The organism is Marinobacter sp. H13, assembly GCF_059072335.1.
The window spans coordinates 3,636,592-3,660,440 of record NZ_JCACRU010000001.1; the positions used below are offsets into that span (position 1 = coordinate 3,636,592).

At 55.6% G+C, this 23,849-nt stretch carries 21 protein-coding genes and 1 tRNA gene; 14 read left to right on the plus strand and 8 right to left on the minus strand.

Features of this window, described 5'->3' with window-relative positions; genetic code table 11:
- Positions 1–63 precede the first annotated feature (63 nt).
- From AC5JQH_RS16935 to AC5JQH_RS16975, 9 genes are all read left to right on the plus strand, one after another.
- Complete coding sequence (locus tag AC5JQH_RS16935; RefSeq protein ID WP_008170492.1) at positions 64–2,667, plus strand: TRAP transporter permease; 2,604 nt, start codon at positions 64–66, stop codon at positions 2,665–2,667.
- Positions 2,668–2,819: 152 nt separating this feature from the next.
- Positions 2,820–4,745 (plus strand): threonine--tRNA ligase, encoded by a 1,926-nt coding sequence (thrS, locus tag AC5JQH_RS16940; protein ID WP_008170491.1) that lies wholly within the window; start codon positions 2,820–2,822, stop codon positions 4,743–4,745.
- Positions 4,742–5,287, plus strand: coding sequence for a translation initiation factor IF-3 (gene infC, locus AC5JQH_RS16945; RefSeq protein WP_075267677.1), 546 nt, complete (start codon positions 4,742–4,744; stop codon positions 5,285–5,287). The genes thrS and infC overlap by 4 nt, the downstream gene beginning before the upstream one ends.
- Positions 5,288–5,382: 95 nt before the next feature.
- A complete protein-coding gene (rpmI, locus tag AC5JQH_RS16950; RefSeq protein WP_007151842.1) occupies positions 5,383–5,574 on the plus strand; it encodes a 50S ribosomal protein L35 in 192 nt (63 codons plus the stop codon).
- Positions 5,575–5,624: 50 nt separating this feature from the next.
- The gene (rplT, locus tag AC5JQH_RS16955) at positions 5,625–5,978 is read left to right on the plus strand and encodes a 50S ribosomal protein L20 (RefSeq protein WP_008170485.1); all 354 of its coding nucleotides are present in this window, start codon (positions 5,625–5,627) and stop codon (positions 5,976–5,978) included.
- A gap of 152 nt (positions 5,979–6,130) precedes the next feature.
- Positions 6,131–7,129, plus strand: coding sequence for a phenylalanine--tRNA ligase subunit alpha (pheS, locus tag AC5JQH_RS16960; protein WP_008170484.1), 999 nt, complete (start codon positions 6,131–6,133; stop codon positions 7,127–7,129).
- Positions 7,130–7,189: 60 nt separating this feature from the next.
- On the plus strand, positions 7,190–9,562 hold the full coding sequence (gene pheT, locus AC5JQH_RS16965; RefSeq protein WP_491713218.1) for a phenylalanine--tRNA ligase subunit beta: 2,373 nt from the start codon (positions 7,190–7,192) through the stop codon (positions 9,560–9,562).
- Positions 9,563–9,565: 3 nt separating this feature from the next.
- On the plus strand, positions 9,566–9,868 hold the full coding sequence (gene ihfA, locus AC5JQH_RS16970) for an integration host factor subunit alpha (RefSeq protein ID WP_007151838.1): 303 nt from the start codon (positions 9,566–9,568) through the stop codon (positions 9,866–9,868).
- Positions 9,849–10,214, plus strand: coding sequence for a MerR family transcriptional regulator (locus tag AC5JQH_RS16975; protein WP_008170477.1), 366 nt, complete (start codon positions 9,849–9,851; stop codon positions 10,212–10,214). The genes ihfA and AC5JQH_RS16975 overlap by 20 nt, the downstream gene beginning before the upstream one ends.
- A 68-nt stretch (positions 10,215–10,282) precedes the next feature.
- Here AC5JQH_RS16975 and AC5JQH_RS16980 read toward each other — a convergent pair whose 3' ends face one another.
- On the minus strand, positions 10,283–10,471 hold the full coding sequence (locus AC5JQH_RS16980; protein ID WP_053114790.1) for a YgaP family membrane protein: 189 nt from the start codon (positions 10,469–10,471) through the stop codon (positions 10,283–10,285).
- A gap of 115 nt (positions 10,472–10,586) precedes the next feature.
- On the opposite strand from AC5JQH_RS16980, the gene AC5JQH_RS16985 reads away from it, so the two are divergent.
- Positions 10,587–11,222, plus strand: a complete 636-nt coding sequence (locus AC5JQH_RS16985; RefSeq protein ID WP_053114791.1) for a Crp/Fnr family transcriptional regulator — start codon at positions 10,587–10,589, stop codon at positions 11,220–11,222.
- A 52-nt stretch (positions 11,223–11,274) separates the two neighbouring features.
- Here AC5JQH_RS16985 and AC5JQH_RS16990 read toward each other — a convergent pair.
- Positions 11,275–11,351: transfer RNA gene (locus AC5JQH_RS16990), tRNA-Pro, on the minus strand.
- 114 nt (positions 11,352–11,465) lie between these two features.
- Positions 11,466–13,109, minus strand: a complete 1,644-nt coding sequence (locus AC5JQH_RS16995) for an FMN-binding glutamate synthase family protein (RefSeq protein WP_104270303.1) — start codon at positions 13,107–13,109, stop codon at positions 11,466–11,468.
- Between the two features lie 260 nt (positions 13,110–13,369).
- Between AC5JQH_RS16995 and AC5JQH_RS17000 the strand changes: the two genes are divergently transcribed.
- Entirely contained in the window at positions 13,370–14,962 is a 1,593-nt protein-coding gene (locus AC5JQH_RS17000; RefSeq protein WP_493805781.1) for a BCCT family transporter, read from the plus strand.
- A 61-nt stretch (positions 14,963–15,023) separates the two neighbouring features.
- Here the strand turns inward: AC5JQH_RS17000 and AC5JQH_RS17005 are convergent, their stop codons facing one another.
- From AC5JQH_RS17005 to AC5JQH_RS17020, 4 genes are all read right to left on the minus strand, one after another.
- Positions 15,024–15,971: an alpha-L-glutamate ligase-like protein gene (locus AC5JQH_RS17005; protein ID WP_041645124.1), complete on the minus strand. Its 948-nt coding sequence runs from the start codon at positions 15,969–15,971 to the stop codon at positions 15,024–15,026.
- A gap of 1 nt (position 15,972) precedes the next feature.
- Positions 15,973–17,490, minus strand: coding sequence for an inactive transglutaminase family protein (locus AC5JQH_RS17010; protein ID WP_104270304.1), 1,518 nt, complete (start codon positions 17,488–17,490; stop codon positions 15,973–15,975).
- Positions 17,487–18,185, minus strand: coding sequence for an ATP-dependent zinc protease family protein (locus AC5JQH_RS17015; RefSeq protein WP_286802967.1), 699 nt, complete (start codon positions 18,183–18,185; stop codon positions 17,487–17,489). The genes AC5JQH_RS17010 and AC5JQH_RS17015 overlap by 4 nt, the downstream gene beginning before the upstream one ends.
- Before the next feature lie 245 nt (positions 18,186–18,430).
- Positions 18,431–18,820: a hypothetical protein gene (locus AC5JQH_RS17020; RefSeq protein WP_286802969.1), complete on the minus strand. Its 390-nt coding sequence runs from the start codon at positions 18,818–18,820 to the stop codon at positions 18,431–18,433.
- A 286-nt stretch (positions 18,821–19,106) separates the two neighbouring features.
- On the opposite strand from AC5JQH_RS17020, the gene AC5JQH_RS17025 reads away from it, so the two are divergent.
- Positions 19,107–20,582: a DNA recombination protein RmuC gene (locus AC5JQH_RS17025; protein WP_286802972.1), complete on the plus strand. Its 1,476-nt coding sequence runs from the start codon at positions 19,107–19,109 to the stop codon at positions 20,580–20,582.
- Positions 20,583–20,587: 5 nt separating this feature from the next.
- Positions 20,588–21,442, plus strand: a complete 855-nt coding sequence (locus AC5JQH_RS17030) for a hypothetical protein (protein ID WP_273018188.1) — start codon at positions 20,588–20,590, stop codon at positions 21,440–21,442.
- 1 nt (position 21,443) lies between these two features.
- Here the strand turns inward: AC5JQH_RS17030 and AC5JQH_RS17035 are convergent, their stop codons facing one another.
- Positions 21,444–22,463 carry an AraC family transcriptional regulator gene (locus AC5JQH_RS17035; RefSeq protein WP_041645126.1) on the minus strand — a complete coding sequence of 340 codons (1,020 nt, stop codon included), beginning with the start codon at positions 22,461–22,463 and terminating at the stop codon, positions 21,444–21,446.
- Between the two features lie 195 nt (positions 22,464–22,658).
- On the opposite strand from AC5JQH_RS17035, the gene AC5JQH_RS17040 reads away from it, so the two are divergent.
- The gene (locus AC5JQH_RS17040) at positions 22,659–23,780 is read left to right on the plus strand and encodes a CaiB/BaiF CoA transferase family protein (RefSeq protein WP_483112385.1); all 1,122 of its coding nucleotides are present in this window, start codon (positions 22,659–22,661) and stop codon (positions 23,778–23,780) included.
- Positions 23,781–23,849: the final 69 nt, after the last annotated feature.

The window sequence follows — 23,849 nt, forward strand, 5'->3', positions numbered from 1 at the left end:
CAGCGGGCTCAAGCCCGCTGTGACGCCCTTTCAGAGATTGATTTTTACGTACGGGACTAATTTATGGCGACGAGCGATCCGGCTAACGGAGCTGGTGCTGGTGGTAGCAGTAATGTAGACCAGATCCTGCAGACTGAAACCGGGGGCAGGGCGACCAGCGGATATGCTGCGGTTATTCTTTTTATCGTTCCCCTGGTGTGGTCGTTGTTTCAGCTCTGGATTGCGTCACCGCTGCCCTATATCTTCAATTTCGCAATCTTTAATTCCACGGAAGCGCGCTCGATCCATCTTGCGTTTGCCGTTTTCCTGGCGTTTTCTGCCTTCCCGATGATCAAGGGGCGGCATGTAAATATCGTCCCCATCTATGACTGGATTCTGGCGCTTGTTGCCGCTTTCTGCGCCTCATACCTCTACGTTTTTTACGAAGAGCTTTCAACGCGGCCCGGCGCGCCGATCACCCAGGATCTGTGGGTTGCGCTTATCGGTCTCGTGCTTTTGCTGGAAGCCACGCGTAGGTCGCTCGGGCTCCCGCTGACTATCGTTGCTGCGGTCTTCATCACATACTCGATTGCCGGCCCCTATATGCCGGATGTGATTGCCCATAAAGGCGTGAGCCTCAGTAAGCTGGCGTCGCACCAGTGGTTGGGCACTGAGGGCGTGTTTGGCGTTGCACTTGGGGTTTCCACGAGCTTCGTCTTTCTGTTCGTGTTGTTTGGCGCGCTGCTTGAGAGAGCAGGCGCCGGTAATTACTTTATTAAAGTCGCCTATGCCATGTTGGGGCATATGCGTGGTGGTCCCGCCAAAGCTGCGGTGGTTTCCAGTGGTTTAAGCGGCGTTATTTCCGGTTCGTCTATTGCCAACGTCGTCACTACCGGCACGTTCACCATTCCGCTGATGAAGCGGGTTGGTTTTCCGGCTACCAAGGCCGGCGCAGTGGAAGTGGCCGCATCAACCAACGGCCAGCTGACACCTCCCATCATGGGCGCGGCCGCTTTCCTGATGGTCGAATATGTGGGTATCTCCTACCTGGAGGTCATCAAGCACGCCATCCTCCCTGCGATGATTTCCTATGTGGCACTGATTTATATCGTGCACCTTGAGGCCTGCAAGCTGAACATGCAGGGCATTGAGCGTCTCAACAAGCCGACTCTTGCCCAGCGGATGCTGAATTGGGTCGTTATCCTCATCGGCCTGAGTGTGCTGACCCTGGTGGTGTATTACGGGATCGGCTGGACGAAAACGCTTTTCGGTGAAGCGGCGATGTGGGTGTTGGCACCTTTGCTGGTGCTGATCTATATCGGCCTGGTTGGCTATGCCACCCGATTTCCGGAACTCGAGGAAGACGATCCGGATAAGGACATGGGCGAATTGCCGCCGGTTGGCCCAACTGTAAAGACCGGGCTGTACTTTCTTCTGCCCGTTGTAGTGCTGGTCTGGTGCCTTACTGTTGAGCGTTTCTCGCCACAGCTGTCGGCGTTCTGGGCCACGCTGTTCATGATTTTCATTGTTGTTACACAGCGACCGTTGAAGGCCTTTTTCTACAAGCACGGCAACTTCCTCACTGCGTTCAAGGATGGCGTGTTTGATCTTGCGCATTCGCTCGCCACCGGTGCCCGAAACATGGTGGGTATTGGCGTGGCAACTGCCACCGCCGGTATCGTGGTGGGTACGGTTACCCTGACCGGTATTGGCCTGGTGATGACCGAATTTGTCGAGTTCCTGTCTGGCGGCAACCTGCTGCTGATGCTGATCTTCACGGCCATTATCAGCCTGATCCTCGGCATGGGTTTGCCGACCACTGCCAACTACATCGTTGTGTCCACGCTGATGGCGCCGGTAATCGTCACTCTGGGCGCCCAGAATGGGCTGATCGTGCCGCTGATTGCGGTGCATCTGTTTGTGTTCTACTTTGGCATTCTGGCGGACGATACGCCGCCCGTGGGGTTGGCGGCTTATGCCGCCGCTGCCATATCCGGCGCCGATCCCATACGAACGGGTATCCAGGGCTTCACCTACGACATCCGTACGGCGATCCTCCCGTTCATGTTTATTTTCAATACCCAGTTGTTGCTCATTGGGTTGACCGGATGGTTTGACCTGCTGGTTACGATCTTCAGTGCAGTCACTGCGATGCTGGTCTTTTCCGCGGCCACGCAGGGGTTCTGGTTTACCAAGAGCTATAAGTGGGAATCGCTGTTATTGCTGCTGATTACGTTCACCATGTTCCGGCCCGGCTTCTGGTGGGATATGGTTTACCCGCCCACGGCAGATCGGCCCGGCGCCGAGATCATGGAGTATGTTGAGGATGTGCCAGCAGACAAACCGATTGTCCTGAAGGCTTCCGGGATGACGATTGACGGCGACGAGGTGACCACCTATGTGCGGCTTGAGATTCCCGCTGGCGACACGCCCGAGCAACGTCTGATGGACGCCGGCCTTGAACTCAGCCCGGATGGCGAAAAGATGGCGGTAGACTTCGTTGGTTTCGGTAGCCCGGCGGAGGATGCTGGCATCCAGTTTGGCTGGACCATCGATGCCGTGCAGGTTGACCTGGAACGGCCGCCAAAAGAGCTGATGTTCATTCCTGCTCTGGTGTTACTCGGCCTTCTGGCGTTTGGTCAGTTGCGTCGGCGGGCCAGGGAGGAAGCCGCCGGCCAGCCAGCCTGACGCCACACCTGTCCGTGCAAACCCGGCATTAACCTGCCGGGTTTTTTTCTGTTAGACTTCGCCTCGAAGCGGCCCGCGGTTTGTATCGCGCCGTGCCGTCACCATGTGGTCTCTGGTATAGATCACCGCTGAGTAACCAACAGGAGCCTTTCATGCCCGTCGTAACCCTGCCCGATGGTAGCCATCGCAGTTTTGCCGAACCCGTAACCGTTCATGATGTCGCCGCCGATATCGGCGCTGGCCTTGCCAAAGCCGCCCTTGCCGGAAAGGTGGATGGCCAGCTCGTGGACACCAGTTATCGCATCGAAAACGATGCCGAGCTGGCAATCGTCACCGAGCGTGATGAAGACGGCGTTGATATCATTCGCCATTCTACGGCGCACTTGATGGCCATGGCTGTCCAGGAACTGTTTCCAGGAGCCCAGGTCACCATTGGCCCGGTTATCGACAATGGCTTCTACTACGACTTCAAGTACGACCGCCCGTTCACCAATGAGGATCTGGCGCGGATCGAGAAGCGGATGGAAGAGCTCTCCAAACAGGACTTGCCGGTTTCTCGCTCCATCATGTCCCGCGATGAGGCGATCAAGCTCTTTGAGGATATGGGCGAAGAATACAAGGTCCGTATCATTCAGGACATTCCCGGCGATGAGGACCTTTCATTTTACAGCCAGGGCGATTTTATCGACCTGTGCCGCGGTCCCCACGTTCCCAGCACCGGCAAGCTGAAGGCCTTCAAACTGACCAAGGTGGCCGGCGCGTATTGGCGTGGCGACACCAGCAATGAGCAGCTTCAGCGCGTGTACGGAACCGCCTGGGGTAACAAGAAAGATCTCAAAGCCTATTTGCACCGTCTGGAAGAGGCCGAGAAGCGGGATCACCGGAAGGTCGGCAAGAAGCTTGGCTTGTTCCATATGCAGGAAGAAGCACCGGGCATGGTTTTCTGGCACCCGGATGGCTGGTCGCTGTATCAGGAAGTTGAGCAATACATGCGCCGCAAGCAGCAGGAGCATGGCTACAAGGAGATCAAGACACCACAGGTGGTGTCACGGACCCTGTGGGAGAAGTCAGGGCACTGGGACAAGTTCAAGGACGACATGTTCACCACCGAGTCGGAGAAGCACGACTACGCCATCAAGCCCATGAACTGTCCCTGCCACGTGCAGGTCTTCAACCAGGGTCTGAAAAGCTACAAGGATCTGCCCCTGAGACTGGCGGAATTCGGCTCCTGCCACCGGAACGAGGCCTCCGGGGCGCTGCATGGACTGATGCGTGTTCGGGGCTTTACCCAGGACGATGCCCACATTTTCTGCGAAGAAGATTCTATTCAGCAGGAAGTCTCGGCATTTATTGAAATGCTGCACGAGATCTACACAGACTTCGGGTTTACCGAAATCCTGTACAAGCTCTCAACCCGTCCGGAAAAACGGGTTGGCTCCGATGAGGTCTGGGACAAGGCGGAAGCCGCCCTGGAAGAAGCGTTGAATCGCGAAGGGGTAGACTGGGAATTGCTGCCAGGCGAAGGCGCCTTCTACGGACCCAAAATCGAGTTCTCGCTGAAAGACTGTATCGGACGGGTATGGCAGTGTGGCACTATTCAGGTGGACTTCTCGATGCCGGGTCGTCTGGGTGCGCAGTATGTTGCCGATAATTCCGAGCGGAAGACCCCGGTCATGCTGCACAGGGCGGTATTGGGATCCTTTGAACGTTTTATTGGTATCCTGATCGAGGAATACGAAGGTGCATTCCCGACCTGGCTGGCGCCGACTCAGGTGGCTATCCTCAATATCACCGATAATCAGCGTGATTATTGTCAGAATCTGGCGAAAAAGTGGGATTCTTTGGGCTATAGGGTTAATGCTGACTTGAGAAACGAGAAGATCGGCTTTAAAATCCGCGAGCATACTCTTAACAAGGTTCCCTACCTTGTCGTTGTCGGTGACAAAGAAGTCGACAACAACGCCGTTGCGGTGAGAACCCGCAAGGGCGAAGATTTGGGAACTTTATCGCTTGAAGCGTTTGAGCAATTCTTAAGTGAAGATGTTGAACGCAAGGGCAAAACAAAGACGGAGATCTGATTATTAAACAGCGAGCGAATCGGGGTGGGCGCACACCAAAGGCGCCTATCAATGAGAATATTGACGCAACCGAAGTCCGACTGATTGACGCAGAAGGCAATCAGGTCGGTGTAGTACCAATAGAGGATGCTCTCAAGCAAGCAGAAGAGGCATCTCTTGACCTGGTCCAGGTTACGGATTCCGATCCGATCGTCTGTAAGATAATGGACTACGGCAAGAAAATCTTCGACGAGAAGAAGGCCAAGGCGGCTGCCAAGAAAAAGCAGAAGCAGACGCAGGTCAAAGAGCTTAAGTTCCGTCCAGGAACTGAAGAAGGGGATTATCAGGTCAAACTACGCAACCTGGTACGTTTCCTTGAAAACGGGGACCGCGGCAAAATCACTATCCGCTTCCGTGGCCGTGAGATGGCACACCAGGAAATTGGTATGCAGCTCATGCAGCGCATAGAAGCAGATATTGAAGAGCTTGCCCAGGTAGAGATGCGGCCGAAAATGGAAGGCCGGCAGATGACCATGGTTGTGGCGCCCCGCAAGAAGAAGTGAACCTGATCGGGTGCTTGTCCCCCGCGCATGCGGGGGATTTGTCGTTCAGGGGCACATTATTGTTTATTTAAAAATAGAATGCGGAGTTTTAAAAAATGCCTAAGATGAAAACCAAAAGCGGAGCCACCAAGCGGTTCAAGAAAACCGCCACCGGCTTCAAGCACAAGCAGTCCTTCACCAGTCACATCCTGACCAAGAAGAGCCCGAAGCGTAAGCGTCAGCTGCGCGGCACCAAGCTCATCGCCAAGTCGGATGTTGCATCTATCAAGCGTATGACCGCGTGCTGATCCAGCCGCGAGTATCATTCCTTAGAAAGTACAGGTAGAAGGATTAAAGTATGGCTCGTGTAAAACGTGGTGTGGTCGCACGCCGTCGTCACAAAAAGATTCTCAATCAGGCCAAAGGTTACTACGGCGCTCGTAGCCGGGTATTCCGTGTAGCCAAGCAAGCGGTTATCAAGGCCGGTCAGTACGCCTACCGTGACCGTCGTAACCGCAAGCGTGCTTTCCGCGCTCTGTGGATTGCCCGTATCAATGCTGGTGCCCGCGCTAACGGTCTGTCTTACAGCCGTCTGATCGCTGGTCTGAAAAAGGCTAACGTTGAAATCGATCGTAAGGTTCTGGCCGATCTGGCCATGAACGAGCAGCAGGCGTTTGCCGCTGTTGTTGAGAAGGCCAAAGCGTCCCTGTGATCGCTTAGCTCTTTCATCGATTGCTGATCGATATGGGCGTCTCATGATTTCATGACGGCGCCTCCTGATAGGGGAAGGGCACGCTCTTCCCCTATTTTTGTTTTTGAAGTTACGTTTTTAAGCACTTCCATTTCTGGTTTGGAGCAGGGTCAATGGAAAACCTGGAGCAACTGGTTCAGGACGGGCTGGCAGCAGTTGATAGCGCCGACAGCCTGCAGGCACTTGATCAAATTCGTGTTGAGTATCTTGGCAAGAAGGGTGTGATTACCCAGCAGGCGAAAACTCTGGGCAAGCTTTCTGCTGAGGAGCGCCCTGCCGCCGGCCAGAAAATCAATGAAGCCAAGGGGCAGGTCGAAGAAGCCATCAATGCCCGGCGAAGCGATCTTGAACGTGCCGCCATCGAGCAGAAACTTGCCAGTGAATCCATTGATGTGACTCTGCCTGGCCGTGGTCAGGACCTGGGTGGATTGCACCCGGTTACCCGCACCCTCCAGCGGATCGAGCATTTCTTCGCCCGGGCCGGCTATACCGTCGAGCAGGGGCCCGAGATCGAAGACGATTACCACAACTTCGAGGCCCTCAACATCCCTGGCCATCACCCTGCTCGCGCGATGCACGATACGTTCTATTTTAACCCGGGCACCCTGCTGCGAACTCACACTTCGCCGGTACAGATTCGAACCATGGAAGCGGGCAAGCCACCATTCCGGATGATCTGCCCGGGCCGGGTTTACCGCTGTGATTCGGATATGACGCACACCCCCATGTTCCACCAGGTGGAGGGGTTGCTGGTCGAGAAAAATGTCAGCTTCGCGGATCTCAAAAGTACTGTTGAAGAATTCCTGCGAGTGTTCTTTGAGCGGGACCTTCAGGTCCGCTTTCGGCCCTCCTATTTCCCGTTTACGGAGCCCTCCGCAGAAGTGGACATTGAATGGGGTCGGGAAGCCGATGGCAGCATCAAGTGGCTTGAAGTCATGGGTTGCGGAATGGTGCATCCCAAGGTGTTTGAATATTGCGGAATCGATGCCGAGGAATACCGTGGCTTCGCATTCGGTCTGGGGGTAGAGCGCCTGGCCATGCTTCGCTACGGCGTGAACGATCTGCGTATGTTTTTCGAAAATGATCTGCGCTTCCTGCGCCAGTTCCGTTAACCGGCAAGATCACGGCATCCAATCAAACAGGCATAACCGCATCAGGACAAGGCAATAACCATGAAATTCAGTGAACAGTGGCTGCGCGAGTGGGTTAACCCGCAAATCGATACCCAGGAATTAATGGACCAGATCACCATGGCAGGTCTGGAAGTGGACGGTTTCGAGCCGGTGGCCGGTCAATTCAGCGGCGTGGTCGTTGGAGAAGTTCAGTCAGTAGGGCCACATCCTGATGCAGACAAGCTGCGGGTTTGCCAGGTCAGTGATGGTGCCTCCGAGGTTCAGGTGGTCTGTGGCGCTCCCAATGTCCGTGAAGGTATGAAGGTTCCTTTTGCCGTGGTGGGGGCGGTTCTGCCCGGTGATTTCAAAATCAAGAAGGCCAAGCTTCGCGGTCAGCCTTCTGAGGGCATGCTTTGTTCCGAGTCAGAGCTTGGGCTCTCCGATAATCACGATGGCCTGATGGAGCTCCCGGCGGACGCACCGGTGGGGCAGGACGTGGCCGATTACCTGAAGCTGAACGATGTCACCATTGATGTGGATCTGACTCCGAATCGCGCCGATTGCCTGTCTATCAAGGGTATCGCCCGTGAAGTGGGTGTTCTGAACAGCATGCTGGTCAACAGCCCGGCAATCGAGCCCGTGGAATCGGTGCACTCTGAAGTGCCTGATATCCGGGTGGAGGCGCCGGCAGGCTGCCCGCGGTACCTTGGCCGTATTCTGCGCAATGTGAACCTGCAGGCGGAATCGCCCCTGTGGATGCAGGAAAAGCTTCGCCGTTCAGGTATTCGCTCCATTGATGCCGCCGTGGATGTCACCAACTACGTCATGCTGGAACTAGGCCAGCCCATGCACGCCTTCGATCGTGACGAAATCCAGGGCGGGATCGTTGTCCGCATGGCGCGAATTGGTGAAAAGCTCGTTCTGCTGGATGGTCAGGAGGTCGAGCTCACCCAGGGAACGCTGGTGATCGCGGATCATGAGAAGCCGATTGCCATTGCCGGTGTCATGGGCGGTGAGCATTCCGGAGTCAGTCCGAAAACGCGGGACCTGGTGCTGGAATCCGCTTACTTCGATCCGATTACGCTGGCGGGCAAGGCTCGTCACTATGGTTTGCACACTGACGCATCGCACCGGTTCGAGCGAGGTGTTGACTACAAGTTGGCGCGGGATGCGATGGAGCGGGCCACCCGGTTGCTGATGGACATCGTTGGTGGTGAGCCTGGCGAAATCGTCGAAGTTGCCAGCGATGAGGATATTCCCGAGGATCGGGTTGTCGACCTGCGATCCCGCCGGCTTAACGATGTTCTGGGTATGGAAATTGATCGCACCACCGTCGAGGAGATCCTGACCAGGCTCGGCCTGCGGGTGGAAAAGCTCCTGAAAGACGGCTGGCGTGTCAGTGTGCCCAGCTTCCGCCCGGACATCTCTATTGAAGAAGACCTGATCGAGGAAGTCGGTCGAATTTATGGCTACAACAATCTGCCTGTAACCGAGCCTACGGGCTCACTCGGTCTGCGCCCGGAGCAGGAAGCTGTTCGCCCGGTATCGGCCATCCGCAACTTCTTTGTGGATCATGGGTACCAGGAGGCGGTGACCTACAGCTTTGTCGATCCTAAGGTTCAGCAACTGGTGGACCCCGATCGTCAGGGCATCGCGCTGACCAATCCGATTTCTTCGGATCTGTCGGTGATGCGTACCAGCCTCTGGAGTGGCTTGTTGAAAACCGTGGCCCATAACCAGAATCGCCAGCAGCCGCGCATACGTCTGTTCGAAACCGGTCTGCGCTTCCTCCAGGAGGGCGAGCGGATTGATCAACAACCGATGTTGGCCGGTGTGGTGGTTGGCAGCCAGTATCCTGAAAACTGGGCAAACGGTCGCAGAACCGCGGATTTCTTTGATGTAAAAGGGGATTTGGAGAGTCTGTTCAGTCTGCTGGGCATTGAGATCCATTTTGTTGGCAGCCAGCATCCTGCGCTGCACCCGGGACAGACTGCAGAACTCATGCGCGACGGCGAGCACGTGGGCTGGCTGGGGACTCTGCATCCACAAGTTCAGAAAAATCTTGAACTTAATGGCACGATCCTGATGTTTGAGCTATTCTTGAATTCAATCGTTACCGGATATGTGCCTAATTTCAAAGAAATTTCAAAATTCCCGGAAGTTCGTCGGGATTTGGCTATTATTATCGGAAGCGAGGTAGCGTTCGCCGATGTGGAGCGTGTAGCGAGAAAGCATGCCGGCGAGCAGCTGACAGCGTTGCGTGCGTTCGATGTCTATGAGGGCGAGAGTCTGGGTGAGGGTAACCGAAGCCTGGCTCTGAGTCTGTTCTGGCAGCACCCCGAACGTACATTGAACGAGGATGAAGTGCATTCGCTCTTCAACGGTGTGATCGACGCATTGAAAGAAGAGCTGGGGGCAACACTGAGGAGTTGAGAGATGGCGGCTTTGACGAAAGCGGAAATGGCGGAGCGGTTGTACGAGGAATTGGGCCTGAACAAACGCGAAGCCAAGGAAATGGTAGAAGCTTTTTTCGATGAGATCAGAGGCGCTCTCAGCCACAACGAGCAGGTGAAGCTGTCGGGTTTCGGTAACTTCGATCTGCGGGACAAGAAGCAGCGGCCGGGACGGAACCCGAAAACCGGTGAAGAGATTCCGATCAGTGCACGGCGTGTCGTTACGTTTCGCCCGGGACAAAAACTAAAGCAAAAAGTAGAAGCGTATGCTGGAACCCAGTCATAACAACGAACTTCCCACCATTCCGGGGAAGCGTTATTTCACCATTGGTGAAGTAGCGGAGCTGTGTGCTGTGAAAGCACACGTCCTGCGGTATTGGGAGCAGGAGTTTCCGCAGCTGTCGCCGGTAAAGCGTCGGGGCAACCGTCGGTACTATCAACGGGCGGACGTTATTACCATCCGCCAGATTCGTAGCCTTCTCTATGACCAGGGCTACACTATCGGTGGCGCGAAGCAGAAGCTGAGCAGTCACGAGGTGAAAGACGATACCTCCCAGTACAAGCAGCTGATCCGGCAGATGATTACAGAGCTGGAAGAGGTGCTCGAGGTTCTCAACGCGCCGGTCAAATAATGCTTCCGAAGCTTTGAAGAAAAACCGGGATAGCGAGAAGCTGCCCCGGTTTTTTTATGCCTGCAGGTTTATTGCTTCTTGCAGGTCTTGATGCCCAGAATTGAATAGGCGGGGCAGTTGCCCACTGCGGCAGTGGCCAGAGGAACGATGCCAATCCAGCCCCAGGCGGTTTGTGGGCCCACAAATACGAGCGCCAGAAGTACAATGCCGACAATGGCGCGTATGATACGGTCCGCAGATCCCATATTGATGCTCATGATCCATTCTCCTTGGTTGATTTGAGGCAGTAAGGCCACTCTAACGCCTGCTCCCGGGCTGTTCAGTGATAAAGTCACACAAGGAAAAGCACTGGATAAGCTAGTCTCGTTAACTATGGAAAAACTGACGTTGCAACACAGCATTCTTGAAACATTGCCGGAATCCCTTCGGCGGGACGCTCTGAACGGACTGCAGGCGATTCAATTTGAGCATGGAAAGGTGCTTTTTAGAGCGGGAGATCCGTGTCAGGGCCTTCCACTGGTGCTCCATGGCAGTGTAAAGGTTCAGATGACAGGGCTGTCGGGGAATAGCATCGTCCTGTACCGGATGGGCGCGGATGACATTTGCACGCTCTCGATCGGGTGCCTGATGACCGGTGACGGCTTTCGCGCAGAGGCCGTGGTTGAGGAGGATGCCAAAGTGTTGATGGTGCCCAGGGGGTTGTTCGATCGGCTCATGGACCAGTCCGCCGATTTCCGGCTGGGCATAATGGAGTCTTACGGTCGCCGCCTGAACGATCTGATGCTGCTGGTGGAGGAGGTTGCGTTCAGGCGAATGGACGAACGACTTCTTCACTGGCTTGAGGCAAGAGCCGGGCACCGCGCAATCACCATCACCCACCAGGAGCTTGCCATTGAGCTCGGCACAGCGAGAGAGGTGATAAGCAGGCTGCTCAAAGAGCTTGAGCGAAAGGGCAGGTTGCGTCTCGCGCGCGGCAAAATTGAATTTACGGGTTCGTTTGCCGAGTAAGTGCCTATAACAAAAAGCCCGGACCTTTCGGCCCGGGCTTTTTGTCGGAATCTGGTCGGGACGGTAGGATTTGAACCTACGACCCCTTGCACCCCATGCAAGTGCGCTACCAAGCTGCGCTACGCCCCGATTCGCTCTTTGCCACATCGAAACTTGAGAGTATTCTCAGTGTCTTAGCGGGAGCGAAGTCTACACGAGCCCATGGAAAAAATAAACATCCGACGGCGATTTTGATCGCAATTTTTAGCGTAGCTTGGTCTCCCGAAGTTTGAGGATGAATTCCGGTGGTTCGAAGGTATCCGCCCGGGCTGATTCCCAGTACTTATCGAACACAGTCAGGTCTGTTTTTCCCTCCAACAGGGCCCCCGGCTCAAGGAACGGGAAAAGGTCCATGTAAGAGTGAACTTCGGTTTTAGACACCCGCCGGACAACGTGTTCCGGACCAAGCTCGGATGGATGCTTGAGCCCGGAAGCCTCAAGCAGGTTTTGCAGCGCGTCCAGAGTATTCTTATGGTAGTTGTACACCCGCTGGCTCTTGAGCTCTACGTCGAGCTTGTTGCCGCGCCTGGAGTCCTGGGTGGCCACGCCGCTCGGACAGCGCCCTGTGTGGCAACTGAGCGCCTGTATGCAGCCCAGGGAGAACATGTAGCCACGGGCCGCGTTGCACCAGTCCGCACCAAGGGCCAGAGTTCGGGCTATGTTGAAGGCCGAGGTGATCTTGCCCGCTGCGCCAATGGCGATGTCTTCCCGCAAATGGGTGCCGACCAGTGTGTTGTGAACCAGCAGAAGTGCCTCAGTCATTGGCATGCCAAGGCGGTTGATAAACTCCAGTGGAGCGGCTCCTGTGCCGCCTTCACCTCCGTCGACGACGATGAAATCAGGTTTTCGACCGGTTTCCAGCATGGCTTTGACGATGGCGAACCACTCCCAGGGGTGGCCAATGGCAAGCTTGAAGCCGACGGGCTTGCCGCCAGACAGTTCACGCAGGCGGTCGATGAACTCAAGCATCTCGATGGGGGTTGAGAACGCCGAATGACTGGCGGGAGAAACGCAGTCCTCACCCACCGAAACGCCCCGGGCTTCGGCGATCTCAGGGGTAACCTTGGCACCCGGCAAAATTCCACCGTGGCCCGGTTTGGCACCCTGAGATAGTTTGAGTTCTATCATTTTGACCTGTTCAATCGTGGCGTTCTGCCGAAACATATCTTCGTTGAACGAACCGTCTTTGTGGCGACAGCCGAAGTACCCTGAGCCGATCTCCCAGACCAGATCGCCACCTGGCTGTCGGTGGTATCGGGAGATGGAGCCCTCTCCGGTGTCATGATAGAAACCGCCCATTCTGGCACCGGTATTCAGGCTCAGGATGGCGTTGGCGGAAAGCGAGCCAAAGCTCATTGCGGAAATATTGAATACACTGGCGTTGTAGGGTTTATCACAGTTCCTGCCGATCAGAATCCGGAAGTCACTGCTGTCGAGGCGGGTGGGAGCGAGTGAATGGTTCATCCACTCGAATCCCTCGTCATACATCCCGAGTTGGGAGCCAAAAGGGCGTTTGTCGAGGACATTCTTGGCTCGCTGATAGACGATCGTGCGTTGCTCCCGAGAGAAGGGGCGCTCCTCGGTGTCTGACTGGATAAAATACTGGCGGATTTCTGGCCCGACGGATTCGAGCAGGTACCGGAAGTTGGCCATGATCGGGTAATTCCGGCTGACCGTGTGCCGTCTTTGCAGCAGGTCGTAGGTGCCAAGGGCTGCGAAGGCACCAAAGATCAGCGGAAACGCCAAACTTACGCCTGCGAACATGACCAGTCCAAAAGAGACGAAAAAGCCGATGATGCTGAGCCCGTAGGCCGAATAGCGAAGCGGAAAGGTCTTGGTTTTTTCCATGGAATCCTCTGGTTGTCTCACAAAACCGGCTCGACCGGCTCACCGGATTAAGAAGAGTTTAGTCCTACGAAGCGGAGTTCTGCCGCGATTGGTCCGGACTTTGGCTGGTCCGTTGTCGATCATGGTCTATGATAAATATCAAGGCGGCGGTAATAATTGTAGTTTTGATGTTTTGAACTCAAAACATTATGATGACGCTCTTGTAATGTTTGAACTCCGATTCTGAATAAACGACTTACCAACTCAGGAGGCGCCATAACGTGGGCGAGGTAGTTAAAGACGAATATTCGACGGACTACGTGGCCGGCCAGGACAATATCACACCGTTCGGGCTGGATCTCCACGCACCGGTATTTCCGATTACGGCGATACTGGTTTTTGCGTTCGTGATAGGAACCCTGATGTTCCCAGGGGAAGCGAAGGAGCTTCTCGATGGAACAAAGTGGGACATTATCGCGACGTTTGACTGGTTTTTCCTGATCAGTGCCAATATTTTCGTGGTTGTGTGCCTGGCGTTGATCTTCCTGCCAATGGGCAAGATCCGTATAGGCGGCCAGGATTGCAAACCTGAGTTCTCTACAATTTCGTGGTTCTGCATGCTTTTCGCGGCTGGCATGGGTATTGGTCTCATGTTCTGGGCCGTTGCCGAGCCGGTGGCTTACTACACAGGATGGTATGAGACACCACTGAACGTAGAGGCGGGTACGAATGAAGCCCGCAATCTTGCGATGGGCGCGACTATGTACCACTGGGGTCTGCACCCCTGGGGCATCTATGCGATCGTTGCTCTTTCCCTGGCGTTTTTTGCCTTCAATAAGAACATGCCTCTGACCATCCGCTCGGCTTTTTTCCCTTTGCTTAAAGACAAAGTGTGGGGTTGGCCCGGTCACATTATTGATGTTTTGGCGGTTGTAGCGACCATTTTTGGTCTTGCGACATCCCTCGGTTTTGGCGCCCAGCAGGCGGCTTCTGGCCTCAATTATCTGTTTGATGTGGGCGCTGGAACGAACGTCCAGATGGCAATTATCGTGGGTGTTACAGCGCTTGCCTTGATCTCAGTGTTAAGGGGCCTGGATGGAGGCGTGAAAGTCCTGAGTAACATCAATATGGGCGTTGCAGCCATTCTGCTGTTGTTCGTTATTTTCGCCGGTCCAACCATGACCATTCTGGAAACCCTGTGGGTGACTTCTTCCAACTATGTTGGCAACGCGTTGCAGCTCAGTAACCCGTTTGGCCGTGAAGATGAGGCCTGGTTCCAGGGTTGGACTGTATTCTACTGGGCCTGGTGGATTTCCTGGTCACCGTTCGTAGGTATGTTTATTGCCCGTGTTTCCAAGGGACGTACCGTTCGTGAGTTTGTGACTGCAGTGCTGATCGTTCCGACCGTTATCACGGTTGTCTGGATGAGTGCTTTCGGTGGTGCTGCTATCGAACAGATTCAGCAGGGCGTTGGTGAACTGGCTGAGAACGGTCTGACTGAGGTTTCACTTGCGACCTTCCAGATGTTTGCGAATCTGCCGCTGACCGGGATCCTGTCATTCGTGGGCATTATTCTGGTGCTGGTGTTCTTCGTAACATCTTCGGATTCCGGCTCGCTGGTTATCGACAGCATCACAGCCGGCGGCAAGACCGACGCTCCGACCGCTCAGCGTGTGTTCTGGGTAGTTGCAGAGGGTGCCATTGCTGCAGCCCTGATCTTTGGTGGTGGTGAGGATGCGCTCGGCGCAATCCAGGCGACTGCGATCAGTGCTGGTCTGCCGTTTACGGTCGTTCTCCTGGTCATGACGTGGGGACTTTTGAAGGGCCTCAGTCACGAGCGTAAACTTCTGATTGCCAGAGGTGAGCTCGCCTAAGAGTGCTTTGAGATAAAAAAACCGGGGCCCTGGCCCCGGTTTTTTTATGTCTGATTAGCGCTCAGAAACTGGCGAACGTGTCCATGGCGAAACGAGAGCGTTCCAGTGGCGTGAAGTGTGGCCGCTTGAGAGCCTCAATAGCCCTCAGGCGAGGCAGAAGCCCTCGACCGTTTGCCATCTGGATCGCCAGCCCGGGTCTGGCGTTAAGTTCCAACAACAGTGGCCCTTCGTTGGCGTCGACCACCAGATCAACCCCCATGTAGCCGAGTCCGGTAGCTTCGTAGCAACGAGAGGCCATTTCCAGCATCTCGTCCCAGGCTTCAATCTGGATGTTTTCCAGAGCAAGACCGGTATCCGGGTGAAGTGTAATGGGACGGTTGAACTGAACTGCGTTCAGACTTCGACCAGACCCGATATCAAGACCGACGCCTACAGCTCCCTGATGCAGATTGGCTTTACCGTCCGATGCGGTTGTAGCCAGTCTCAGCATGGCCATCACTGGGTAACCCTGAAACACCACAATACGGATGTCGGGCACACCCTGATGCGAATACTTTGCCAGTGAGGGAGCGGATTCCACCAGGTTCTCGACAATCGCAACGTCCGGAGTGCCTGCAAGAGAGTAGAGACCGGCCAGAATATTGGTCAGGTGACGCTCAAGGAATGAAGAATCGACACGGGAGCCGGAAGCCTTGATGTAATCATCACCATCGCGCCCGGTAATCACCGTAATGCCTTTGCCGCCAGACCCCTTCGCCGGTTTTATCGCAAAGCCCTCAAGGTCTTCAGCCATCTCCCGGAAGTGGGATATTTCATGCTGTTGGCGAACAATCTGAAGCAGCTTGGGCGTTTTTACCCCGTATTCGGCAACCACCAGCTTGGTCTTCAGCTTGTTGTCCACCAGAGGGTACGACGAGCGCTCATTGTACCGGGAAATGTAGTCGACATTTCTCCGGTTCATATTGAGCATCCCGAGCCTCTTGAGAGATCGCGGTGAAATCCAGTCCATATCAGTCGTACGCCTTCATTGGCGTGAACCGTCGTAGCTCGCTGAGCTTGTAGCCGGTGTATTGGCCCATCAATAGGATCAGCCCGAGGATCACGAGGTGCAGCTCCGGGAAATTGAAGGTCAGATGGCCAGCCAGAGGCGCGCTCATCAGCAGATAGGCGCAGATGGCCACGAACAGGCTGCCGGCACCCTGAACCATGACCTCGTGGGCGCCTTCTTCCTCCCAGAGGATGGACATGCGCTCAATCGTCCAGGCAATAATAACCATCGGGAAGAAAGTGACCGTCATGCCAGTGTTGAATCCCATCTGGTAACCGATAATGCTCAAGCCCGCGGTGATGAAAATAACCAGAATGATCAGGGCGGATATTCGAGATACCAGCAACAGGTTGAGACTGGACAGATAACCGCGCATGAGCAGACCTATGGCGACAACCGACAGGAAAGCAATCAGCCCGGGCACCAGAGTTGTCTGGACGAAGGCCACGGCGATGAGCACGGGCATGAAAGTGCCAGAGGTACGGATGCCGATGACGATCCGCATGAAGGCCACCATGAGTGCACCGAGTGGCAGCAACAGCAGCATCCGGAACATGCTTTGTTCTTCAATGGGCAGCTCATAGAAGCTCAGGAAACCGAGGCCGTTGGAGGCGGATTCCATGGTCGCCAGTTGCAGGGCCGGAACAGTTTGCCGGAGCATGGAGAAGCTCACTTCGGAGTTTTCCCCGCCCACGACATCCAGCAAAGAAGCAGAGCCCTGGCGCCAGAGCAACAGATCGTCAGGTACGCCCTGTTCAGCGGTTTTCGGGTTGAAGGTGAGCCACTGTTTGCCATTGTAGATTTGCAGGTAGGGCATCAGCTGTTGCCGCCTGCGCGCATCCTCAAGCCTGAGGCCGTCGGCTATCCTGGCAGCGATACCGCTATGGTTGAGCATATCGACCAGAAGGTCCAGGTAGTTCTCTTCCGAGACCAGCAGGGTGGTGTTCTGGGTGCGGGTGTCGGGCTGCATCAGCCGGATAAGCTCTCGGGTCATGCTTTCTGGAGTACTCGAACGGGCCCTGGCCTGGTCCAGTATTTCCTGAACGGCTGTGGCTTCGGGTTCCTCCCAAAAGGTCCTCGGTGTTTTCGGTTCCCGCACGGGAATTTCCGGTTGAGCGTTAGCGTCCGGAATAAACTGGGCTTTGAAGTACAGTGTCTGCGGTCCGGAGACTTCCCGCTTGCTCCATTCCGCCCGGCGGCTTCCCGAGCTGTCGATGATAGAAAAGCCGTAGCCAGGTGATGCAGCCTGCTCGGTAAGGATACGGAATCCCGGGGGTTGCTCGGGTATGTTGAGGCTGGCAAGCACTGATCCGTCGCCGGCGTCAAAATCGATTCGGGCCTCGACCATCCAGACAGGACGCTGCTCGCCTGTCAGCCAGGGTATGCCAAGCTCAATGTGTCTCCAGACAGCAAGCGAAATGCCCGCTGCGATGAGGAGAAAAACGGCAATATAAAACGGCAGGCGCGAGCGGGTGGTCACGATTCGTTCCCGTTGCTTTTGCGGATGGATTCAGGCAATTCGGTGGCGTACTCCTTGCCGACATCGACCAGCATTACGTCACGCAGAATATTGCGGCCGATCAGAACTTCGTAGGTCAGGTTTGTTCTGTCGGCAAGTGTGAACTCGGCTACCTGCCGATGGTCGCCAATAAAGAACTGGAGTTCGACAACAACACGGCGCTCAGCCTCGTCCGCGCTGGCCTGAATAACCCGGACACGACGGGAGATTTCTTTCTCCAGGGTCACGAACTTGTCGGCGCCGGGAACGGGTACATCAAACCGCACCCAGTTGCTGCCATCCCGCTCAAACCGGGTGATGTTGCGTGCGTCGATGGAGGAAGTTTCGGCGCCGCTGTCGATTCGAGCTTTGTAGATCAAGCCGGGGTCCGCGAGGTAGAAATTCTCTACCTCACCGACAATGACTTTCCCCTTGAGGCGATCAGCGCGGCCTTTTGAGTTGTCTGTTGCGGGGCACTGCTTCTGGACCTGAACGGGCGGACATTCGGGCTTTTCTACCTGGGTGGCGATCGCGTCCAGTATGGTTTGAGTCGATGAGCGGGTCTGGGCAACGGCTTGCTCGTGTCGAGTCGCTGCATTCTCTTCCATGGTAACGAGAGTCGCACGCTGGCTCTTGACGGATCCCTGAAGCTCATTGAGGTCTGTTTTGGGAACCATGAAATAACGGTCTGCCGAACATCCCGTCAGTGTGAGGATGCCTGCGAGTGCGATGAAGGAAGGTTTAGGCAGTCCAGCCCGAAAACATTTCAAACCCATGAATAACCCCTGAGCTGGCAGCCTGTCATACCTGAGTGGGAACGGTGATGACGGTCTGTGCATGTGAAACCGGATAAAAACGGAATGGAAGTATACAACATCCAACCTGTGTGGTTGATTTACAGATGGTTAAGGGGCAGTAGTGTTTACCGTGACAGGAAATGTCCTTCACCGAGCACGGTTTCAGCACGCAGGTATTCCTGAATAACGGGGGAGCAATTGAGGTAGAAAAGCAGCAGTTCGCGCTGCACATCCTGATCCTGAATTCGGGCGGCAAAACTGATCAGTTCCCGGATGTTCTCGTCGCTTTCGGCACTGCTGGAAGGCATCCCGAAACTCTTTCCGTACCGGGTTTTAAGCAGGCTGGTGAGGCGCTCGAGGTGAAACTCGCCAGTGTGGGTAATGTGCGGCAGGATTCTGAATGCTTCCTTGTTCCGGGATGCGCCTGTACCGAACAATCCGGATTGGCTGTCCTGACTGGAGCCGTCATCGTGGAGAAACTCCGCCCCCAGCTTTCGCCACAATTCTTTCAGCATGATCTGTTATCCATTTCTGATCCCGTCCGTGCCCGTCATACGGTTACCAAAGGGTAATAACCACTTGGCGGGTGAACATTTTACCCTTTTAGACGATATTACGTTGGGCGTCCAGAGCTAGATGCCCGGGCTTCGAATTATTGCCAAACAGTCGTGGTCCTTACCGGCAGCACCAGTCAACTTGACGGTGCGCCGGGCAAAAGGTTCCCTGCGTGGGTTAGACTGTGTTCAAGCAGAATCGTACCGATCATTCATCTGAAGAGAGTTTTAATGGGAGTATTGCCAGGTGCCTGAAGCCATCATGGAACAGATGTTGTCCCGTCCTGATCTGATGGCGGCGCTGATGGTTGTTTTGATTCTTCTGATCGTTCTGAAAGGGCTTTGGGGCAGGAATGGTCGACTTGAGCAGGACGTCGAACATTGGAGGCAGCATGCCGCAAGCCTTGAGAACCGACTGGCCGGGCTTGAGTCGGAGCTGGAGAGCCGGAAAGAGCGCTTTGCGCAGGTGGAAAGCGAACGTCAGACCCTGAGGGCAAAGGCGGAAGAGCTGTCCGAAGCGCTGGGTGAGGCCCGCATGTCGCTCCGGGAGCAGGAAGTGACAATTGATAAGGAGCGCCGTTCAGCCAGTGAGAAGCTGGAGCTGCTTGAGCGTAACCGTGACGCCCTGAAGCAGGAGTTTGAAAACCTTGCCAACAAGATTTTCGAGCAGAAGAGCGAGCGTTTCAGCCAACAGACACGAACCAGCCTGGATACCCTGCTTAATCCGTTCAGGGATCAGCTGCAGGACTTTCGAAAGCGCGTCGAGGACGTGTATACCAATGAAACCCGGGACCGTCAGGCCCTGCGCAGTGAGATCAAATCACTACAGGACCTGAACCGACAGATCACTGAAGAAGCCGCCAATCTGACCCGCGCACTGAAGGGTGACAAGAAAATCCAGGGCAACTGGGGTGAGCTGATTCTCGAGCGTGTACTGGAAAAGTCCGGCCTTCGTAAGGGCGTTGAATACGACACCCAGGGCAGTTATCGGGACAGCGATAATCAGCTGTATCGGCCGGATGTCATCGTGCATCTGCCAGACAACCGTAACCTGATCATTGATTCCAAGGTGTCGTTGGTGGCTTATCAGCAGTGGGTCACGGAAGACGAGGATTCCGTGGTCAGGGAAGAGGCTTTGAAACAGCATGTTGAGGCCGTTCGAAATCACATCCGTACGTTGAGTGAAAAGGACTATAGCCAACTGCATGGCCTTCATTCGCCGGATTTCGTGCTTTTGTTCATGCCAATCGAGCCTGCCTTTGTGGCGGCGTTTCAACAGGACGAGAACCTTTTCGCAGAAGCCTTTGAGCGAAAGATTATTGTGGTAACTCCAACAACCTTGTTGGCAACATTGAGAACAATCGAAAACATCTGGCGTTATGAGCGTCAGAGCCAGAATGCCCGACGAATCGCCGAGCGGGCAGGCGCGGTTTATGACAAACTCAGGGTGTTCGTGGAAGCGATGGAACGCCTCGGCACCCAGTTGCATACCGCCCAGGGAACCTACGACTCGGCCATGAACACCCTGACCCGCGGGCGGGGTAACCTGATCTCGCAGGCCAATCGCTTTGTTGAGCTGGGTGTTCGGGTCAAGAAAGAATTGCCCAAGGGGATCATGGATCAGGCGGAAGTGGACGGTTCCGACGAATTCCTTCATTCCGGGGACGACGACCGGCCTGATTCTGAGGAGCAGGCGATTGGTGCAGATAACGAGCAGGAGTAGATGCCATGGCAGTATTATTTGGAACAGGTCGCTGTTTTGTCCTCGGGGCCGCCCTGGCTTCCGTGCTCCTGGCGGGGCCGGCGCTGGCGCTGGCGCCCGAACATGAAACCCGCAGGTTGATGCTGGCTACGGAAGAGGCCGTTGTCGCAGAGAACTGGGGTGAGGCTGCGGAATACCTCAACCGGTTGCAGCAACTGGAGGGGGAAAAGCCGGAAGACTACTATTTTTATCGGGGCCGGGTGATGCTCCAGTCCTCCCATTTGAACGAGGCCCAGTCGGCCCTTGAGACCTATGTAAGCCAGGCGGGTGCGAAGGGAGCCCACTATCAGGAATCCCTTCAGCTGATCACCTCTATCGAGAAGACCAGGCGACAGAACGCTGTCGCACCCCAGGCTGCTGGCGAAAGCGAGCCGGTTGCGGTTATTGAACCAGCGGGTGAGGGCCGCGTTGAGTCACTGCGCAAGCTCTATCTGGCGGATTCAGACCGTGAAGCCTTGACCCTTCATATCAACAGCCTTCTTGAACTCGCAGGCTGGCGCCGTGATCAGGCAGTGGTGCGGCTGGACCGGCCGGCAGATGTGGAATATCGCCTGGGAACCCAGGGAGACGAGATTCAGGTGCAGGAAATCAGGCGAGCCGAAGATGGCCGTATACTGAGGAGCACCGAGCCGATGTCGGTGTTTGGCATTAACCCCCAGGTTGAGTGGCGTTGTGAAGCCGCTGTTTCGACCTGCTGGGTTTACGATCCAAGGGATGGCTCCCGCCTGCTTCAACTGGCCGCGAACCGTGAGCGAGTTCAGGAGATTGCTGAGACGCTGGGGCAGTTGATCCGGACACTTCAGCTACCGTCCGGATCCTGATTCAATCAGGGAGGTTGCCTCGTTCGCCCTCCCGGTATGCGCCGGGCGTCACCCCTGTCCACTTCTTGAAAGCCCTGTGGAAGGTTGAGGGCTCGGTGAAGCCAACCTTGGCCGCGATGTCGTTGATGGGCAGGTCCTGCCGGCTCAAGTAGTAAATCGCCATATCCCGCCGTAGCAGGTCCTTGATTTCCTGAAACGAGGTATTTTCCTGCTTCAGCCGGCGACGCAGCGTTTGCGGGCTGGTATGTAGCTCTGCGGCAATCCATTCGAAATCCGGTAACGGCTTTGAGAAATCTCGCCCGATCAGCGCACGAATCCGCCCCGTAAAGGTATTGCTCTCGTCAGGCCGGGACAGCAGGTCTGCGGGCGACGTCTTCAGGAATTGCCGCATCTCCGGCTTGTCGCGGATCACTGGCGCCGACAGGAAGCGTTTGTCGAAGGTAAGGGCAATCCTGTCGGATTCGAATGCCAGGGGGCAGTGGAAAATGTGCCGGTATTCGTCGCCGTGGGGCGGCCGGGGGTAATCGAATTCGGCCTTTTCCAGTTCTATGGGTTGCCCGATGAGCCAGCTGCCCAAGCGATGCCAGATTACGAGGATGCTTTCCCTCAAGAAGAAACTGGGATCGTTTATTTCGCCTTCCATCCTGGCCACCAGTCGGGCTTTGTCCTCGCCGATTTCGAGCTCCATCGATACCATGGGCTCGAAGAGCCGGGAAAACTGGAAGGCTTGCCGGTACACCGATTCCAGGTTGGGGCAGTCAATCACCAGCGCACACATGGTTGCGAAGGTGCCTGTCCGGGCCCTCCTGGGCCCAAGCCCCATAAACTCGTCCCCCATCCGGTTCCAGAGCACCTGCATAAGATGGCTGAACTGGTCGCTGCTGACCCGGGCCATCTCGATACGCAGGAGATCGGGCGAGATTCCTGCCTCCCGGAGCATTTCCCGGGTATCAAAACCAAGTCTTTCAGCACCCCCCAGGGCAGCCTGAACAAAGTGCTTCGAAACCGTCAGATCGGACATCACGCTCGCCATTCCATAAAAACGAAACCCATCATAAAACCCCGGCAGAACAATGCAACCGAGGCCGTCCGGACAGGCTGGTAGAAACGGCCAATCGGAATGACGGAACCGGCAGTTGGCCCCGTTGGCAAAACCGGGCAGCATGAAGGAAACGAATGCTATTCGGACAACTCTCACAATAAAAAGGAGATCATCATGGCGGGTCCTCTGACTTCGCTGAAAGTTCTGGACTTCAGTACCTTGTTGCCCGGTCCCTACGCCACCATGCTGCTGGCGGACATGGGGGCAGATGTATTACGTGTGGAAGCACCGGACCGGGTGGATCTGACACGGGTAATGCCGCCCCATGATGCGGGGGTGAGCACGGCTCATGGTTTTCTGAATCGAGGCAAGAAGTCGCTCGGTCTCAACCTCAAAGAGCCGGGGAGCCGAGAGAAAGTCCTGGAGCTGGTCAAAGACCACGACATTGTTATCGAGCAGTTTCGCCCGGGAGTGATGGACCGGCTCGGCATTGGCTACCAGACCCTCAAAGCAGTAAATCCTCGTCTCATCTATTGCTCCATTACCGGTTACGGCCAGACCGGCCCCTACAAGGACCGCGCGGGCCATGACATCAATTATCTCTCCCTCGCGGGCGTCAGCAGCCACTGCGGCCGAGCCGACAGCGGCCCGCCACCCATGGGTATACAGATTGCAGATGTAGCTGGTGGTTCTCACCATGCCGTGATGGGCATCCTGGCTGCGGTAATTCACCGGCAACGAACCGGAGAAGGGCAGTTTGTTGATATCAGCATGACCGACGCGGCCTTTGCGCTGAACGCCATGGCCGGGGCGGCGTGCCTCGCCGGAGGCCAGGAACAGAAGCCGGAACGCGCGTTGCTGAACGGCGGCTCCTTTTACGACTACTACCAGACGCGCGACGGTCGCTGGCTTTCAGTTGGCAGTCTCGAGCCGCAGTTCGCTTCCCGCTTGTTCCACACCCTCGGGATCTCTGAGGTAACCAGCCTCGCCATGAGCCAGAATCCTGAGCATCAGCAACACCTTAAAGCGGTTCTGAAAGAAAAGATTGCAGAGAAACCCCTGGCGGAGTGGCAGGAGATTTTTGCCGACGAGGATGCCTGCGTGGAGCCGGTTCTGACCATTTCGGAGGCCGCCGAGCACCCACAGCTGAAGGCCAGGGACATGGTGATTGGTGTTGATAGAGGGGATGGCACTCAACAACCGCAGATCGGATTCCCGATCAAGTTCGAGAAAACGCCATCGGAAACGTCCCGGATCGGGAAAATGCTCGGAGCTGATAACGATCGGTTTCTTTAGAAGAAAATAACGTGAATAAGTGTTCAGTTTTGTCTGGCTGAAAAGGAGGGCTCTGCTAGTTTTATAAAT